A 17110-nucleotide genomic window follows, 5' to 3' on the forward strand; every position below is an offset into this window, starting at 1 on the left:
GCCTCACACCCTCAGATGCTCGAAGATCGCCGCCGCCGCGCCCGGGTCCCTCGCCGCGCCCTGCTCGACGATCTCGCCCTGCTTGAGCACCGCGTAACGATCGGCCAGCCCCAGCGCGAACGGCACGTTCTGCTCGATCAGCAGCAGCGTGGTGCCGTGGCGCTGCCGCTCCCAGCGCAAGGCCTCGGCCAGGCGCTCGATCACCGACGGCTGCAGGCCCTCGGTGATCTCGTCGAGCAGGATCAGCGAGGCGCGCATCATCAGGGCGCGCGCCACCAGCAGCATCTTCTGCTCGCCACCGGACAACGTGCCCGCGTGCTGCCCGAGCCGGGTGCGAAACACCGGGAACACCTCGACCACCTCCTCGAAGCGCGCGTCGAACACCGAGGGATCGGCCAGCCCCAGGCGCAGGTTGTCGCGAATCGACAGGTCCTGGAACAGCGCATGCTCCTGCGGCGCGTAAGCCACCCCGGCCCGCGCGATGCGATGCGGCGGCAGCCGCGTGATCTCGCTGCCGTTCAGGCGGATCGCGCCGCCCTGGCTGGGCAGGTAGCCCATGATCGTCTTCAGCAAGGTGGTCTTGCCCATGCCGTTCTTGCCGAGCAGCGCCAGCGTCTCGCCCTCGGCGATCGACAGCGAGAGCTCGCGCAGCACGATCGAGGCGCGATATCCGCTGGTCACGCGCTCGACCTGCAATGCCATGGCGCTCATCGGTCATCTCCTTGTGTTGCCGTGCCGGCGTCGCCGGTCGGCTGGCCGGTCCCGGCGTAGATGGTGCGCACCAGCTCCGAATGGACCACCTCGTCGAAGCTGCCCGCCATCACGATGCGTCCCTGGTGCAGCACCACGATGCGGGTCGCGATCTCCTCGACGAACTCGAGATCGTGCTCGACCAGCAGGCAGCACAGCCCATGGCGATGCGCGAGCGAGGCCAGCACCGCGCCGATCCGGGTGCGCTCGGTCTTGGTCAGGCCCGCGGTGGGCTCGTCGAGCAGCACGATGCGCGGCTCCAGCGCCAGCACCATCGCCAGTTCGAGCGCCTGCTGCTCGCCGTGCGAGAGATCCCTGGCCGTCACCGCGAGCTTGCGGTCCAGCTGCGTGGCGCGCATCACTTCCAGCGCATAGGCCGGCAGCGCCAGCGTCGGCGCGCGGCGCAGCAGCGACGGCCGCTCCACCAGCGCGCCGGCGATCCGCAGGCATTCGGCCACGCTCAGCGTCTCGAAGATGTTGGCGTTCTGGAACTTGCGCCCGAGCCCGAAGCGCACGCCGTGCTCGGGCGCCAGGCGCCGGATGTCGTGCCCGCACAGCTCGACGGTGCCGGCGGAACGCTCGGCGCCGTCGCTCATGCAGCGCATCAGCGTGGTCTTGCCGGCGCCGTTCGGGCCGATCAGGCCGACCAGCTCGCCCGCGCGCGCCTCGAAATCGATCCCCTGCAACACCTTCAGGCTGCCGAAGCGTTTCTCGACGCCGGCCATGCGCAGGGCCGGGCCGTCAGGCGCCGCCACCCGTGCCGCGCCGGCGGCGCGCTCGACCAGCCGCGGCGTGCGCGCGGCGCGATCGAGCCGGAACGGCCAGGCCAGCAGCGGCACCAGCCCCTGCGGCAGCAGCACGATCACCAGCACGAAGGCCGCGCCGAGGATCAACTGCCAGGCGAACGGCATGCTGCCGCTCAGGTAGGAGGTCGCCACGTTGATCAGCAAGGCGCCGAGCACCGGCCCCCAGAGCGTGCCGCGCCCGCCCAGCGCCACCCAGATGATCAGCTGCGTGCCGAGCACGAAGCCGGTCAGCTCGGGCGCGACCACGCCGCTGAAGCTGGCGTAGCCGAAGCCGGCCACGCTGGCGACGATCGCCGCCGCCACCAGCAGCACGATCTTGACCCGCGAGGTGCGGATGCCCAGGTAGGCGCAGCGCGATTCGTTATCGCGGATCGCCAGCAGCACGCGAGCGCCGTCGCTGCGCACCACGGCCCAGGCCAGCAGCACGATCGCGGCCAGGCCCAGGCCCGCGATCCAGTACCAGGCCGACAGCGACAGGTCGAACATCGGGTAGCCGGTCAGGCCCGAGCTCGAGCCTGTCCACTCGCCGCCCGACAACAGCAGCTGGCTCAGCACGATCGGCAGCACCAGCGACATGACCGTGGCGAAGAACGGCGAGGCGCCCCGGTAGAAGGACAGCCAGCCCAGCAGCAGCGCGACCAGCGCCGCCGCCGCGATCGCGATGCCCAGCGCGAGCAGCACGTAGCCGGGCGAGAAGCCGCCGTGGGTGAACACCAGGGCCGCCGCGTAGGCGCCGATGCCGAAGAAGGCCGACTGCCCGAAGCTCAGGTAACCCGTGTAGCCCCACAGCAGGTCGACCGTGACCGCGACCATCGAGAAGAAGAAGGCCTGGATCAGCACGTTGAGCAGGTAGGTGCCGAACAGGAAGGGACCGCCGGCGAGCAGCGCGAGCGCCAGCGCGGCCAGCGCCAGCGGGCCGCCCGGCAGCGCGCCCTTGCGCCCGGGCGCCGGCGGTTCGCGATGTTCGCCCAGGCCGCGCCCGGCAAACCAGGTCTTGACGTCAGGCATGGGACAACCCCTTGGGAAAGACGCGCAGCGTCAGCGCCGCCAGCACCGCGATGGTCAGGCCGCCGAGCACCGGGCTGACGAAGGTGCTCACCAGCACCTGGCAGGCGCCGAACACCAGGCAGGTCAGCAGCAGGCCGAGCATCGAATAGCCGGACACCATCACCAGCATGAAGGCGTTGACCAGGTACGGCAGCCCCATGTTCGGATCGACGCTGGACAGCGGCGTGATCAGCATGCCGGCCAGCGAGCCGAGCGCGGCGCCAAGGCTGAAGGTGATGAAGCGGATGCGCCCCGAGTGAATCCCCAGGCCGCGCGCGAGGTCCTCGTTCATGATCACGGCGCGCGTCTTCACGCCGAAGCGCGTGCCGTTCAGCAGCGCGCTCAAGGCGGCGCACAGCACGATCGCGATCGGCACCAGCAGCAGCCGGTACGCCGAATAGGCCGTGCCGGCCACCGACAGCGCGCCGTTGACGGGCGCCTCGACGAACTGCACCTCGCGCCCGAAGCCCATCACGATCAACTGGCCGATCACGATGCCGAGCCCCCAGGTGGCCAGGATCGCGTCGAGCGGCCGCTTGTAGAGCGGCCTCACGATCGCCGCTTCGACCAGCATGCCCACCGCGACGCCGACCGCCAGCGACAGCGGCACCCCGAACCAGGGATCGAGCTTCAGTTGCGTGACGATGAAGCTGGCATAGGCGCCCATCGTGAGCAGCGCGCCATGCGCGAAATTGACGATCTTCATCACGCCGAAGATCACCATCAGGCCCGCCGTCACGATGAACAGCAAGGCGGCGGTGGTCAGGACATCCAGAGCGAGGACCATGAGCGTTTCCTCCGGGAGGTCATTGCTTGAGATTCGGGCATTGCGCGCCCGGATCGACGTTCGGGAAGGTCTGCAGGATCTTCACGCCGCCGTCGGGCTGGATCTGGCCGAGCCGCATCGAGAGCGGCGTGTGGTGGCTGCGATCCATGCTCACCTTGCCGCGCGGACCGTCGAAGCTCACCGTGCCGAGCGCCTGCACCACCTTGGCCGGATCGGTGCCGCCGGCCTTCTCGACGGCCGCCTTGTACAGGTAGAACGCCTCGTATTGCGGCTCCGACAGTTCGTTGGGCGTCTTCAGCTCGCGCCCGAAGCGTTGCTGCAGGGCCGCGAGGAACTTGCGGTTGGCCGGCGTATCGATGCTCGTGAAGTAGGAACCCGCCATGTAGATGCCGCCGGCGACGTCGCCCATGCTCTTCGCGGTGGCCTCGTCGATCGCCAGGTTGCCGTAGGGCAGCGTCATCCCCGCGCTCTTCAACTGCTTGGCGAGCGAGACGTTCGGCGCGCCGCCGGCGGTGGCGCTGATCAGCGCGTCGGGATGCGCGGCGCGGATCTTCGAGAGGATCGGCGTCCAGTCGGTGCCGTCGATCGGCAGGTATTCCTCGCCCACCACCTTGCCGCCATGCTGCTCGATGGTCTTCCTGGCGAACTCGAGCATGCCGCGGCCGAAGGCGTAGTCGTTGCCGACCAGGTAGAACTGCCTGGCGCCCTTGTTCTTCATGAAGTAGTCCACCACCGGCGCGACCTGCTGCTCGGGCACCCAGCCGTTCACGTACATCCAGGGGCTGCACGAGCGCCCCTCGTAGAACGAGGTATAGATCAGCGGTTTGCGGCCGCGGGCGACCGCCGGCAGCGCCGCGTTGCGGGCCGCGCTGGTCTCCATCGAGATCAGCGCGTCGACGTTCTTCTGGAACACCAGGGTGTCGTAGGCCTTCTGCGCGCCTACCGCGCCCGATGCGTCGTCGGCGATCTCCAGTTCGAGCTTGCGCCCCAGGATGCCGCCCGCGGCGTTGATCTCGTCGACGGCCAGTTGCGAGGCCTGCACGACGGCCGGCGCCACCACGCTGTTGGCGCCCGACAGGCCGACGGCCACGCCGACGCGAATCGGCTCGGCGGCCGACGCGGCGCTGCCGAACCAGGCCAGCGCGGCCAGCACGGCGGCGATGCCGCGAAGTTTGAATGCAGACATGTGGAGCTCCTTGATGAGGATGAATCGTGTGATGATCGGGATTGCTGAATGTGGGGCGCCGGCCTTCAAGGCCGGCTGGACGCGAGCTCGGCGGGCCTCGGCGCCTCGTAGGCCTCCGGGCGGCGATCGCGCTGCACGTGGTTGAAGGCATTGAGCGCGCGGCCGGCGCGGATCCGCTCGACGTCGAGCGGCGCGTAGAGGATCGCGGCCTGGTCTTGCGGCGCCGGGCCCGCCAGCGGCCAGCCGTCGCCGCCGACGATCAGGCTCTGGCCGATGAATAACTGGCCGCGCTCCGAGCCGATCCGGTCCGCGCAGGCGATCATCAGGCCGTTGCTGTGCGCGGCCGCCATCGCCAGCGTGGTGGCCATGGCCGGGCGATCGGCGGGCTGGGCCGGCATCGGCACCCAGTTGGTCGGCACGCAGACCAGGTCCGCGCCCTGCCCGGCCGCCAGCCGGAACACCTCGGGAAACCAGCCGTCGTAGCAGATCGCCACGGCCACGCGCCCGAATGCGGTGTCGAACACCGGCACGCCGAGGTTGCCGGGTTCGAAGAACAGGTTCTCCTGGCCCCAGAGATGCAGCTTGCGGTAGCGGCCGATCAGGCCGGCCGGGCCGATGAACACGGCCGAGTTGTAGAGTCGCTGGTCCTCGCGCTCGGCGATGCCGGCCACCAGGTGCACGCCGAGCCGGCGCGCGGCCTCCGACCAGGCGCGAACCGTCTCGCTGTCGGCCAGCGGCTCGGACAGCGCGAAGGCTTCGGCGCGGCTCGCGAACACGTAACCGCTGTTGGCCAGTTCGGGCAGCACGATGAGCGAGGCCCCCTGCGCGGCGGCCTGCTCGATGTAGCGGATCGATGCCTCGACGTTGTCCCGCGTATGGCCCACCCGCGGCTCCATCTGCACGCAGGCGACCAGGGGCAAGGCCTGGCTGGACGCCTCGGCGAGGCGTGATGGCTTGTCCAATTCGTTCTCCAAAAGCAAAAAGCCCCCGAACCGGCGTTCTCACGCAAGTTCGGGGGCTACGTAGCCTTCCATGTTCGGCGCGGCAACGTTGCCGCGATGGTGGCCGGGCCTTGCCCATCCACCATGGCCTCGAATGTAGGGCCGCCAAAAATAACCGTCAACGCCATCCGGGCCACTTACGGGTATGCCCTGATCGCATCGGTTCTCGAAGCCTTCGTCGATCGGCGCCCGGGTGCGCCGTGTTACCCTGCCAGCGCTCGCGCCGGCGAGCCGTCGCTTCACCGCCAATCACAACAACATCGAATCGATAACACAATGATCGCCAACATCCTGATCGGCCTGGTCGCCGCCATTCACATCTATATCGTGGTGCTCGAGATGTTCCTCTGGACCACGCCGAAGGGCCGGCGCGTGTTCGGGCTGACAGCCGAATTCGCGCAGCAGACGCGCGTGCTCGCCGCCAACCAGGGCCTCTACAACGGTTTCCTCGCGGCCGGTTTGATCTATGGCCTGGCCGCCCTCGACGGGCAGGCCTTCAAGCTCTTCTTCCTGGCCTGCGTGATCGTCGCCGGCGTGTTCGGCGCGGCCACCGCCAGCCGCCGCATCCTGTTCGTGCAGGCGCTGCCGGCCGCGATCGCCTTGATCGCCCTGCTCGCGAAGGTCTGAGCATCGGCCGGCCGGCCCGGCATCAGCGCTCGACGAGATCGCGCAGCGCCGCCTCCAGGCCGGCGAAACGGAACACGAAACCCTCGCGCTGCAGGCGCGCCGGCACGACGTGCTGGCCGTCGAGCAGCAGCTCCGCCATCTCGCCCGCCGCCCGACGCAGCGGCGCCGCCGGCAGCCGGAACCACGTCGGCCGCCGCAGCACCCGCCCCGCCGTGCGCGCGAATTCCGCCTGGCTCGGCGCCTCGGGCGCCACGGCGTTGTAGACGCCGCGCATCGCCTCACGATGCATCGCTTCGGCGACCAGGCGCAGCACGTCGTCGCGATGGATCCAGCTCATCACCTGCCGGCCATCGCCGAGGCGCCCGCCCAGGCCGACGCGATAGGGCAGCAGCATCGGCGGCAAGGCGCCGCCCGGCCCGAACACCAGCCCCAGCCGCAGCACCACCTTGCGGATCGGCCAGGCATCGAGCGGCGCGGCGGCGGCTTCCCAGCGCCGGCACAGCTCCGACATGAAGCCGCTGCCGGGCCGGCTGGTCTCGTCCAGCCGTTCCTCGGGCGCGCGCACGCCGTAGTAACCGATCGCCGAAGCCTGGATCCACAGCGCCGGCCGATGCGCGGCGCCCTCCACCCAGCGCAGCAGCGCCTCGGTCACGCCCACCCGGCTGGCCAGCAGCGTCGCCTGCCGTTTCGCGCTCCAGCGCGGCCCGAGCACCGGCGCGCCGGCCAGGTTGATCACCACATCAAAATGTTCGTGCGCATGCAACTGATCGAACGCCGTCACGCAGCGCACGCGCCCGCCGAACTGATAGGCGGCACGCAAGGGCGAGCGCGCCAGCAGCGTGACGCGGTGGCCGGCATCGAGCAATTGCCCGACCAGCGCCTCGCCGATGAAGCCGGTGCCGCCGGTCACCAGCACGCTGCGATGCGCCTGCCCCGCGAACGGATTGGCGGGCGGCGCGCGCCGCCCCATGCACCAGGCGGCCAGCCCGTCGCGCAGGCCCGAGGCAGCCACGCCGAGCGCGAACAGGCTCAGCAGCCAGCCGCGCCATCCCAGCTCGAGCCGCATCAGCGCCGTGGGCAAGGACGCCCAGTGCCACAGCTGCATCGCATAGAGCCCGAACACGGCGCCGCCATTGATCGCGAGCAGCGTGTGCAGCACGCGCTCGGTGGCGGGCAGCTTGCGGCTGCCGTCCTCCACCACGAAGTCCCACAAGGTCAGCAGCACCTCGACCAGCACCAGCGCGGCGATCGCCAGCGTCCAGGCGCCGAGGAAGGCCAGGTGCGCGATCGACGCGAAGGCCAGGCCATACAGCAGCGCGCGCACGGCATGGATCGCCAGCTCCAGGCGCGCCTTGGGGCGATGCGCGAGATCCTCGGTGAATTCATGGTGGTAGAGCGTATCGAAGCCGCCCATCAAGCCCTGCACGATCAGCAGGCTGACGGCCCAGTCGAGCGCGGGCACGGTGTTCATGCGCGGTCCTCCTTCCAGAGCCATAGCAGCGGCGGCACCATCAGCAGCAGCGCCGCCGCGTCCGCCACGAGATGCGAGCCGACCCGCGCCTGCCAGGAGATCAGCATGTCCTGCGGCGCCCAGAGCAGCAGCCCGGCCAGCAGCCAGCCCCAGGCCGCGCGCTGCCGCAGCCGGTTGCCGAGATGGACCAGCGCCAGCATCCAGACGCCCGCGCATTGCACGGTGGCGCCGAACAGGGCCAGCCACCATTGCTGCTGCAGGCGCGCCTCGGCCGGCGCGGCGCCCGGCCAGAAATGCGCTTCGATGCCCTGTTGATAGCCGTCGAGCAGCGAGCTGCCGGCCAGCCAGGGCAGCAGCGCGCCGACGAGCAGATGCGCGATCGCGGCGGCGTACATCCAGGTCACGACCCAATCGCGTTTCGAGCGCTGCGGGCCCCGATCCGCGGCAGCCGGCGCCGCACCGGAAGCCTCGCCGGCAGGCGCCTCGTTCTTCAGGAAGGGATTGCCGTGGAGCGCGCAACTGCCGTTGTCGCAGACGGGCTGCAGGCGATAGCCGAGGCGGCGGGAGACGGCGTGTCGATGACGCGCCAGCACGCGATACAACCCCGCGAACACGTCGCGCAGCCCCGGCACGCGCAAGGGCCAGGCACGCCAGCCGCGCCCGACCAGCGTATAGGCGGCCAGCATGCAATCGATTCCCACCAGCACGCGCCCGTCGGCCGTGCGGCTGTGCATCTCGCGGTTCATTGCGCCCAGCTCCATGCCCAGCGGCGCGGGATCGAAGCCGGGCGCGGCGATATCCACGAAGCCCAGCCGGCGATGCGCGTCCCAGCCCCGAAGACGCTGCATCTGGTCGACGCAGATCGGACAGCTTCCATCGAAGTACAGCACCAGCGCGGCGGGCGTCATGACCAGGATTCCTTTTCGACAGGCACTTCGATACGGGGTATCCAGCCGAGGTGCGAAGCGGTGGACACGAGCCGAATATTCTCATATTTCTGTAACGACAGAAATATGAGAATCAACAGAAATTTCTGTCGAGTGCGCACTGCCCCGTCCGCGCTTTCATTTCCCTGTCGCCCGGCTCGCGCGTCACGACCTCGCAGGCACATTCGCTGCTGATCCGCTTCGCATGCGGATCGCCTCGCTCGCCATATCCAGCAAGACATATCGCCGGTTTCGGGCCGTCGCCGCGAGCTTCGCGCGCCGGCATGCGATACCGCGCCCTGCCATCCCGCCGGCATCGAACCCCAAGCGGTTTGCATAGCGCGATTCCTCGTTTGCGGCGCATCGGCGCGTCGATAACAATCGAGCGCGGCATGCACCGATGCCCGCCACCGCCCTGCGATCCGCAAGGCACACAACACCGAACCCGCCCCACGCCGCCCCGGAGACGCCCTACATGCCAGACCCGAACGCCTCATCGAACGGCGCGCTCGATTCGCCCGAGCGCCGCGGCGCCATGCGCCGGCTCGCCATGAGCACGGCCGGCGCCATGACGGCCAGCCTGCTGCCCGGCGTGGCGCGCGCCGCCGGCGACGGCACGGCCGTCACACCGGTGCCCGCCACCGCGCCGCTGGAGGTCGCGCCCTGGACCCGCGAGCCGGGCGCGCCGCTGCTCACGCCGCCTTATGGCCTGCCGAGCCAACACGAAGCCGACGTGATCCGCCGCAGCGCGCGGCCGGCCGCGATGCCGGGCTCCGGCTCGTCGATGACGCCGCTGGCCAAGCTGCACGGCACGCTGACGCCGAACGGCCTCGTCTACGAGCGCCATCACGCGGGCGTGCCCGCCATCGATCCCGACCTGCATCGCCTGGCCGTGCACGGCCTGGTGCGCGAGCCGCGGCTCTACACGCTGGACGACCTGCTGCGCTTTCCCTCCGAGACGCGCATCCACTTCCTCGAATGCTCGGGCAACACGCGCAGCGAATGGAACGGCCCGAGCGGCCAGCCGGTGCAGTTCACGCACGGGCTGCTGTCCTGCTGCGAATGGACCGGCGTGCCGCTGGCCACCCTGCTCGACCAATCCGGCATCGATCCCTCGGCGCACTGGTTGCTGGCCGAAGGCGCCGACGGCGCGGCCATGACGCGCAGCCTGCCGCTGGACCGCATCCTCGATCGCGCGCTGGTGGTCTATGCGCAGAACGGCGAACGGCTGCGGCCGGAGAACGGCTATCCCTTGCGGCTGATCGTGCCCGGCTTCGAGGGCAATACCAACATCAAGTGGCTGCGGCGCCTGAAGCTGATCGCGGCGCCCGAGATGACGCGCGAGGAAACCTCGAAGTACACCAACCTGCTGGCCAACGGCTGCGCGCGCCAGTTCGTGTTCGAGATGGATGCGAAATCGGTGATCACGCGCCCCTCGGCCGGGCATCGCCTGGGCGCGCGCGGTTATTACGCCGTCAGCGGTTATGCCTGGTCGGGGCGCGGCCGGATTCGTCGCGTGGAGGTGTCGACCGACGGCGGCCGCCAATGGCGCGAGGCGCGGCTCACGGGCGCCGTGCACGATCGCGCGCTGACGCGCTTCGAGGCCGACTGGAACTGGGACGGCGCTCCCGCCGACCTGCAGAGCCGCGCGATCGACGAGACCGGTTACGTGCAGCCGACGCGCGAGGCGCTGGTGGCCGTGCGCGGCCTGAATTCGGAGTACCACTACAACGGCATCCAGAACTGGCATGTCGATGCGAGCGGCGAGGTGCGCAATGCCTGAACACCAAGGAGCAAGCCGGCCCGGCGTGTCGATCCGGATCCTGCTGGCCGCGCTGGCGGCCGTGGCGCTGGGCTCGGCCTGCACCGGCGGCGGCGGCGGCGGCGGGACCGGGCCGGCAGCCATGACGGCGACCACGCCCGCGCATCAATACAATCTGGGCCAGCCCGTGACCGAAGCCGCCTTGTCGGCCTGGAACATCGATATCGGGCCCGATGGCCAGGGCCTGCCGCCCGGCTCGGGCAGCGTCGCGCACGGCGGCCGGATCTACCAGCAGAAATGCGCGATGTGCCACGGCGCGAAGGGCGAAGGCGGCATCGGCGATCCGCTGGTGGGCGGCATCGGCAGCCTGGCGAGCCAGAAGCCGAAGAAGACGGTCGGCAGCTACTGGCCCTACGCGACCACGCTGTTCGACTACATCCGCCGCGCCATGCCCTACAACGCGCCCGGCTCGCTGAGCGCCGACGAGGTGTATGCGCTCAGCGCCTACCTGCTCAACCGCAACGGCATCGTGCCGGACGGCACCACGCTCGACGCGACCACGCTGCCCCGGGTCAGGATGCCGAATCGCGACGGCTTCGTGCCCGATCCGCGGCCCGGCACGCTGTAGCGGCAAGCCGGGCCTGCCGGCCGCTCATTTCAGGTGCGCGCGCACGCGTTCGACGATGGCCTCGAAGCTCGGGCGGCTGGCCACCTCTGCCCCGAGGCAGGCGGCCGCGAGCGCCGCCAGTTCGTCGAGCGCGGCCGAGCGGCCCGCCTCGGTGCGTTCCAGCAGTTCCTCCAGCAGGCAGCCGAAGGCCCGCACCTCGATGCGCTGCAGGGCGAAGCGGCGCGCCTCGTCCTGCGTGTCGTACAGCGAGGCCGCGCCGAAATCGCCGAGCAGCGCATGGCCGGCGCCGTCGTGCAGGATGTTGTGGGCATACAGGTCGCCATGCACGATGCCGCGTCGATGCAGATGCGCGGCCGCCGAGGCGATGCCGTGCGCGATCCGCAGCGTGGTGCCGAGGCTGAAGCGTCGATCCTCGGCATAGACGTCGCGCGTGCAACTGTCGAAGCTCGGCGGTCCCGCCAGGTTCTCGAAGTCGTGCTCGACCAGCGGCATCACCAGCCCCTGCTCCTGCATCGGATGGCCGCCGAGGCGGCCCAGCGCGCCGATCAGGCCGGCATGCGTGCCGGCATGCAGGCAGGCGGCCATCTCGCGGTCCGGCAGGCCGTCGCTGGTCACCGCGCCCTTGAACAGCTTCACCGCCACCGCCTGCTGCGGATGATGATCGGCCGACAGGCGCGTGGCGCGATAGATCACGCCCGAAGCGCCCTCGCCGAGCTTCTGGCCGAGCGCGAGCGTGTGCCAGGCGATCGTGGCCACCGAGCTGTCGGCCATCGCCTCGGCCTCCAGCGCCGCGGCGAACAGGTTGCCGGCATACGCGAGCCAGGCCAGGCGCGGCAGGCGCAGCAGCCACTCGGGCAGGCTCTCGAAGCGGTTGGCCGCCAGCCGCACCAGCTCGAGCCGCGTGCAGGCCGCCATCTCCCCGGGCAGCGCGGCCAGCCGGTTGCCGGCCAGCATCAGCTTCTGCAACTCGGCGCAGCGGCCGATTTCGGGCGGCAGCGTCTCGATCTCGTTGTCGGTCAGGATCAGCCAGCGCAGGCGCGGCGGCAGGGCCGCGCCCGGCACCGAGCGGATCCGGTTGGCCTTGAAGCCGACCATGCTCAGTTGCGCGCACTCGCCGAGCACCGGCGGCAGTTCGGTGAAGGGATTGTTCGAGGCGAACAGCACGCGCAGGCGGCCCAGGCGGGGCAGGTCGTCGGGCAGGCTGGTGAGCGCGTTGCCCGACAGGTCGAGTACCTCGAGCGTGTCGGCCAGCTCGAAGATCTCGCGCGGGAATTCGGTGAGGCCGGCGGCAAGCTTCAACTGCCGGGCGCCGGCGAGCTTGCCGGCTTTCAACTGTTCCACGGTGGTGGTCACGGTCGGGGGCGGCGGGCGCCGCGATAGTGGGGAACGCTTCGATTCTAGCGGCATCGATCGCGGCGCGACAGCGGATCGCAAGGCGGCGCACCGGTTCCAGGCGCCCCGGTTAACCCTGCCGGGTCGAGGCATGGCCCTCGCTCCGGGCACGGGGATTGCCCCTCGCCGAGGGTAGCCGCGCGGCCTCGCCGGGCCCCGCGCCCCGCGATGCCCGTCGCACCGCCCCGGCAGCGGCGTGCCGCGCCGTCGCCGTGCTAGCGTGGGCCGGGTAATTTCTGCATGTCCCGCCCGGCCGCGCGCGGCCTGTCCGCCATCTCCGCCATCCAACGACACCGAACGAGGGCCCTTCGATGACATCCGCACCATCCCCCGCTTCCGGCTCCGCCGCCTCGGCACCGCTGCCCGCGCCGCGCGACCCGCATCTGCGCGAGCTGGCCAACTGCATCCGCTTCCTGTCGATGGACGCGGTCCAGCACGCCAACAGCGGCCATCCCGGCGCGCCGCTCGGCATGGCCGACATCGCCACCGTGCTGTTCCGCGACTTCCTGCGCTTCGACGCGGCCGATCCGCACTGGATCGATCGCGACCGTTTCATCCTCTCGAACGGCCATGCCTCGATGCTGCTCTACAGCCTGCTCTACCTGACCGGCTACCAGGACATGACGATCGAGCAGTTGCAAAACTTCCGCCAGGTCGGCAGCAAGACCGCCGGCCACCCGGAATACCGCCACGCGAACGGCATCGAGCTGACCACCGGGCCACTCGGCCAGGGCATCGCCGAATCGGTCGGCATGGCGCTGGCCGAGCGCATCCTCAACGCGAAGTTCGGCGGCGAGCTGGTCGACCACTACACCTACGTGTTCCTCGGCGACGGCTGCCTGATGGAGGGCATCAGCCAGGAGGCCATCTCGCTGGCCGGCCATCTCAAGCTGGGGCGGCTGATCGCGTTCTGGGACGACAATTCGATCTCGATCGACGGGCCCACCCGGCTGGCCGTCTCCGACCAGGAGATCGAGCGCTTCCGCGCCTCCGGCTGGCGGGTGCTGGAGATCGACGGCCACGACACCGACGCGATCCACGAGGCGATCGCCACCGCGCGCGCCAGCGACGAGCAGCCGACCCTGATCGCCTGCCGCACCATCATCGGCTTCGGCTTGCCGACCCGCGCCGGCACCCAGAAGGCGCACAGCGACGCGCCCGGCGAGGAGGAGATCGCCGGCGCGCGCGAGCGGCTCGGCTGGCATTCGCCGCCGTTCGAGATCCCCGACGCGCTGCTGCGCGAATGGCGCGAGATCGGCGCGCGCGGGCGCGAGGCACGCATGGCCTGGGCCGAGCGTGTGAAGCAGGCGCCCGATGCGCTGCGCCGCGAGTTCGAGCGCCGCAACGACGGCAAGCTGCCGGCCGATTGGAAACAGGCGATCGCCGAGGCGCGCCGGGCCTTCGTCGACAGCGGCGACGAGATGGCCACCCGCAAGGCCAGCGGCGCCGTGCTCGACCGCCTGTTCGCGGCGATCCCCGAGCTGCTGGGCGGCTCGGCCGACCTCACGCCCTCGAACAACACCAAGGCGAAGCAGCAGGTCGAGATCGCCCCGGGCCGCTACGACGGCGCCTATATCCACTACGGCGTGCGCGAGCACGGCATGGCGGCCGCCATGAACGGCATCGCCCTGCACGGCGGGCTGATCCCTTACGGCGGCACCTTCCTGTGCTTCTCCGACTATTGCCGCCCGGCGATCCGCCTGGCCGCGATGATGCGCATCCGCACCATCTTCGTGATGACGCACGACTCGATCGGGCTCGGCGAGGACGGCCCGACCCACCAGCCGGTCGAACACCTGGCCGCGTTGCGCGCGATTCCACAGCTCGGCGTGTATCGCCCCGCCGACGCGGTCGAGACCGCCGAATGCTGGGAACTGATCCTGGAGCAACCGCGCCGCGCGGCCCTGCTCGCGCTGTCGCGCCAATCGCTGCCGCTGCTGCGCCGCGACGCTGCCGGCGAGAACCGTTCGGCGCGCGGCGCCTACGTGCTGCACGAGGCCGAGGGCGGCCCGCGCCGGCTGACCTTGCTGTCGACCGGCTCGGAGCTGCAACTGGCGGTGAAGGCACGCGAGACGCTGCAGGCGCAAGGCGTGCCGACGGCGGTGGTATCGATGCCGTGCCGGCTGCTGTTCGAGGAGCAGGACGCCGCCTACCGCCGCGCGGTGCTCGGCGACTCACCCGCGCGGGTGGCCGTGGAGGCCGCCGTCGAGCTGGGCTGGGAGCGTTACCTGGGCCCCGAGGGCCGCTTCGTCGGCATGCACGACTTCGGCGAATCCGGCAAGTACGAGGCGGTCTATCGCAAGTTCGGCATCACCGCCGAGGCCGTGGTGCAGGCCGCGCGCGAGGTGCTGGAGGCGCTGGACCAGCCGGCTGGCGGCCGCTAGGCCCACCGCTCACACCGCCGGCGCCGTGGCTTCCACCACCTCGCTCACGCTCTTGCGGCGCCGCGCGAACCACGACATCGCCACGCGATCGAGCGCGGTGCAGAGCACCAGGTAGAGGAAGGCCACGAACAGGAACACCGGGATCGGATAGACCATCAGCCGGTTGTTGACCTGGGTGGCGACGAAGGACAGCTCGTTGACGCCGACGATATAGGCCAGCGAGGTGTCCTTCACCAGCGAGACCCACTGGTTGACGAAGGACGGCGCCATGATCCGCACCGCCTGCGGCAGCACCACCTCGCGCAGCGTCTGCCAGCGCGTCAGGCCCAGCGACAGCCCCGCCTGCCATTGCGCGTCGCCGACCGCGACGATCCCCGCGTGCACCGAATGCGCCAGATAGGCGCCGCCGATCAGCGACAGCGCGCAGACCACCGCCGCCAGCCCCGGCACGTCGACATGGAACAGGATCGGCAGCAGGAAGTAGGTCCAGAAAATCAGCATCAGCACCGGAATCGCGCGGAAGAAGCCGATCACCACCAGCAGCGGCACGCGCGCGGCGCGCCCCGCCATCGCCAGCGCGATGCCGGCGGCGAAACCGAGCAGCCCCGAGGCGATCGCCGAGGCTACCGCCAGCACCAGGGTGAGCGCCGCGCCGCCGAGCGGGCCGTCGGGGAAGGCGCCGACCAGCAGGTAGCGCAGGTTGCCGGCGAACAGCTCCCAGGGCATCATCGGCGCGCTCCCAGGCGGGTATCGCGCAGATGCCGGATGGTGTGCAGCGCGGCCTCCAGCGCCGCGATCGCGAGGATATAGAGCAGCGTGGCCACGCCGAAGGCCTCGAAGGTGCGGAAGCTTTCGGTTTCCACCTGGCGCGAGGCATAGGACAGCTCGGCCAGGCCGATGGCCATGGTCAGCGAGGAATTCTTCACGAGGTTCATGTATTGGCCGAACAGCGGCGGCAAGGCGATGCGCACCGCCTGCGGCAGCACGATATGGCGGAACGCCTGCCAGGGCGTGAGCCCGAGCGCGGCGGCGGCCTGCCATTGGCCCTCGCGCACGCCGGCGATGCCCGAGGCGAACTCGCCGGCCACGAAGGCCGCCGTGTAGCAGCTGAGGCCCAGCCAGCCCGCCAGGAATTCGAACGAAGGCCAGCGCAGCGCGCCCGCCGGCGTCGGCAGGACGTGCTGCGCGTTGAGCCAGGCGATCGCCTCGTCGGGCAGCAGCGTGGCCGCGCCGAAGTACCAGAAGAACAACTGCACCAGCAGCGGCGTGTTGCGAAAGGCACCGATATGGAGCCGCGCGAAGCCGCGCACGGCGCGCCAGCGCGAACGGCCCGCCAGCGCCAGCGCGGCGCCCAGGCAGGTGGACGACAGGCCGGCGGCGAGCGCCAGCCCGAGCGTCACGCCGAACCCCTGCCACAGCCACAGCAGGTACTTCGGCGCGAGGAAGCTATCGATCATCTTGGCTTGCTGCCGTTACGTCGCGAGGCTCAGGTCTTGTCGCCGATCTTGAAGGTGCGCGTGAGCGGCGTCTTGGTAGTCGGCCCGAACCAGCGGTTGTAGATGGTGTTGGCGGTGCCGTTCGCCTCCAGCCCCTTGAGCGTGTCGTTGACGAAGGCCACCAGGCGCGGCTCGCCCTTCGGGATGCCCACGCCCATGTAGTCGTTGGTGATGGTGAACGGCGGGATCTCGTACTTCTGCTTGTCCGGCACGTTGGCGAGCAGGCCCACCAGCTTGGGGCCGTCCTGCGTGATCGCCTGCACGTTGCCGGCGCGCAGCGCGGCGAACGCGAAGGGCGTGTCGTCATAGGCCACCACGGTCGCCTTGGGGAACTGCTCGCGCACCGCGATCTCGTTGGTGGTGCCCTTGTCGGCGCCGATGCGCAGGCCGTCGAGCTGGTCCTTCGACTTCAGCACGCCCTTCTTGGCCAGGAACTGCTGGCCCGAGGAGAAATACGGAATGCTGAAATCGACCTGCTTGGCGCGCTCGTCGGTGATCGTGAAGTTCGCCAGCACCAGGTCGACCTTGCGCGAGGTCAGGAACGGAATGCGGTTGGCGGGGTTGGTCGATTGCAGCTCGAGCTTGACGCCGAGCTTGTCGGCCAAGGCGCGGGCATAGTCGACGTCGAGCCCGACGATATGGTTGCTGGCCGGGTCGACATAACCGAAGGGCGGGTTGCTGTCGAAGGTGGCCACGCGCAGCACGCCGGCCTGCTTGATGTCGTCGAGGCGATCGGCGTGGGCGAGCGAGGGTGCGAGAGCGGCGAAGCCGGTGAGCGCGGCGAGCGTCGCGGCGAGCAGTGTCTTTTTCATCTTGGCGTTCCGTGTGCGGTGGTGATCCCTGCACC

The 17110-nt window shown here is 70.2% G+C and carries 15 protein-coding genes; 4 read left to right on the top strand and 11 right to left on the bottom strand.

Annotation, left to right across the window (positions count from 1 at the left end; all coding sequences use genetic code 11):
• Positions 1–3: 3 nt before the first annotated feature.
• The 5 genes from F3J10_RS02020 to F3J10_RS02040 form a co-directional block, all read right to left on the bottom strand.
• The gene (locus F3J10_RS02020; protein WP_166911252.1) at positions 4–711 is read right to left on the bottom strand and encodes an ABC transporter ATP-binding protein; all 708 of its coding nucleotides are present in this window, start codon (positions 709–711) and stop codon (positions 4–6) included.
• Entirely contained in the window at positions 708–2564 is a 1857-nt protein-coding gene (locus F3J10_RS02025) for a branched-chain amino acid ABC transporter ATP-binding protein/permease (RefSeq protein ID WP_166911250.1), read from the bottom strand. The genes F3J10_RS02020 and F3J10_RS02025 overlap by 4 nt, the downstream gene beginning before the upstream one ends.
• A complete protein-coding gene (locus F3J10_RS02030) occupies positions 2557–3390 on the bottom strand; it encodes a branched-chain amino acid ABC transporter permease (protein WP_017918249.1) in 834 nt (277 codons plus the stop codon). Before F3J10_RS02030 ends, F3J10_RS02025 begins: the two co-directional genes overlap by 8 nt.
• A gap of 19 nt (positions 3391–3409) precedes the next feature.
• Complete coding sequence (locus tag F3J10_RS02035; RefSeq protein WP_025101306.1) at positions 3410–4576, bottom strand: substrate-binding protein; 1167 nt, start codon at positions 4574–4576, stop codon at positions 3410–3412.
• 65 nt (positions 4577–4641) lie between these two features.
• Complete coding sequence (locus F3J10_RS02040) at positions 4642–5472, bottom strand: nitrilase family protein (RefSeq protein ID WP_167240818.1); 831 nt, start codon at positions 5470–5472, stop codon at positions 4642–4644.
• A gap of 381 nt (positions 5473–5853) precedes the next feature.
• On the opposite strand from F3J10_RS02040, the gene F3J10_RS02045 reads away from it, so the two are divergent.
• Entirely contained in the window at positions 5854–6204 is a 351-nt protein-coding gene (locus tag F3J10_RS02045; protein WP_017918246.1) for a DUF1304 domain-containing protein, read from the top strand.
• Between the two features lie 22 nt (positions 6205–6226).
• Here the strand turns inward: F3J10_RS02045 and F3J10_RS02050 are convergent, their stop codons facing one another.
• Positions 6227–7675, bottom strand: a complete 1449-nt coding sequence (locus tag F3J10_RS02050; protein WP_167240787.1) for a TIGR01777 family oxidoreductase — start codon at positions 7673–7675, stop codon at positions 6227–6229.
• Positions 7672–8583: a DUF393 domain-containing protein gene (locus tag F3J10_RS02055; RefSeq protein WP_167240790.1), complete on the bottom strand. Its 912-nt coding sequence runs from the start codon at positions 8581–8583 to the stop codon at positions 7672–7674. The genes F3J10_RS02050 and F3J10_RS02055 overlap by 4 nt, the downstream gene beginning before the upstream one ends.
• A gap of 493 nt (positions 8584–9076) precedes the next feature.
• Between F3J10_RS02055 and soxC the strand changes: the two genes are divergently transcribed.
• Both soxC and F3J10_RS02065 read left to right on the top strand, forming a co-directional pair.
• The gene (soxC, locus tag F3J10_RS02060) at positions 9077–10384 is read left to right on the top strand and encodes a sulfite dehydrogenase (RefSeq protein WP_167240792.1); all 1308 of its coding nucleotides are present in this window, start codon (positions 9077–9079) and stop codon (positions 10382–10384) included.
• A gap of 121 nt (positions 10385–10505) precedes the next feature.
• Positions 10506–10991 (top strand): cytochrome c, encoded by a 486-nt coding sequence (locus tag F3J10_RS02065; protein WP_240155320.1) that lies wholly within the window; start codon positions 10506–10508, stop codon positions 10989–10991.
• 24 nt (positions 10992–11015) lie between these two features.
• Here F3J10_RS02065 and F3J10_RS02070 read toward each other — a convergent pair whose 3' ends face one another.
• Positions 11016–12344, bottom strand: a complete 1329-nt coding sequence (locus F3J10_RS02070; protein ID WP_167240796.1) for a leucine-rich repeat-containing protein kinase family protein — start codon at positions 12342–12344, stop codon at positions 11016–11018.
• Between the two features lie 350 nt (positions 12345–12694).
• Between F3J10_RS02070 and tkt the strand changes: the two genes are divergently transcribed.
• The gene (gene tkt, locus F3J10_RS02075) at positions 12695–14767 is read left to right on the top strand and encodes a transketolase (protein WP_167240799.1); all 2073 of its coding nucleotides are present in this window, start codon (positions 12695–12697) and stop codon (positions 14765–14767) included.
• A 9-nt stretch (positions 14768–14776) separates the two neighbouring features.
• Here the strand turns inward: tkt and F3J10_RS02080 are convergent, their stop codons facing one another.
• The 3 genes from F3J10_RS02080 to F3J10_RS02090 are packed head-to-tail and all read right to left on the bottom strand — an operon-like array spanning position 14777 to position 17075.
• A complete protein-coding gene (locus tag F3J10_RS02080) occupies positions 14777–15493 on the bottom strand; it encodes an amino acid ABC transporter permease (protein ID WP_025101734.1) in 717 nt (238 codons plus the stop codon).
• The gene (locus F3J10_RS02085) at positions 15493–16224 is read right to left on the bottom strand and encodes an amino acid ABC transporter permease (RefSeq protein WP_167240801.1); all 732 of its coding nucleotides are present in this window, start codon (positions 16222–16224) and stop codon (positions 15493–15495) included. Before F3J10_RS02085 ends, F3J10_RS02080 begins: the two co-directional genes overlap by 1 nt.
• 29 nt (positions 16225–16253) lie before the next feature.
• Complete coding sequence (locus F3J10_RS02090; RefSeq protein ID WP_167240803.1) at positions 16254–17075, bottom strand: ABC transporter substrate-binding protein; 822 nt, start codon at positions 17073–17075, stop codon at positions 16254–16256.
• Between the last annotated feature and the right edge of the window lie 35 nt (positions 17076–17110).

Source organism: Burkholderia sp. Cy-637, assembly GCF_011753175.1.
GTDB lineage: Bacteria > Pseudomonadota > Gammaproteobacteria > Burkholderiales > Burkholderiaceae > Burkholderia > Burkholderia gladioli.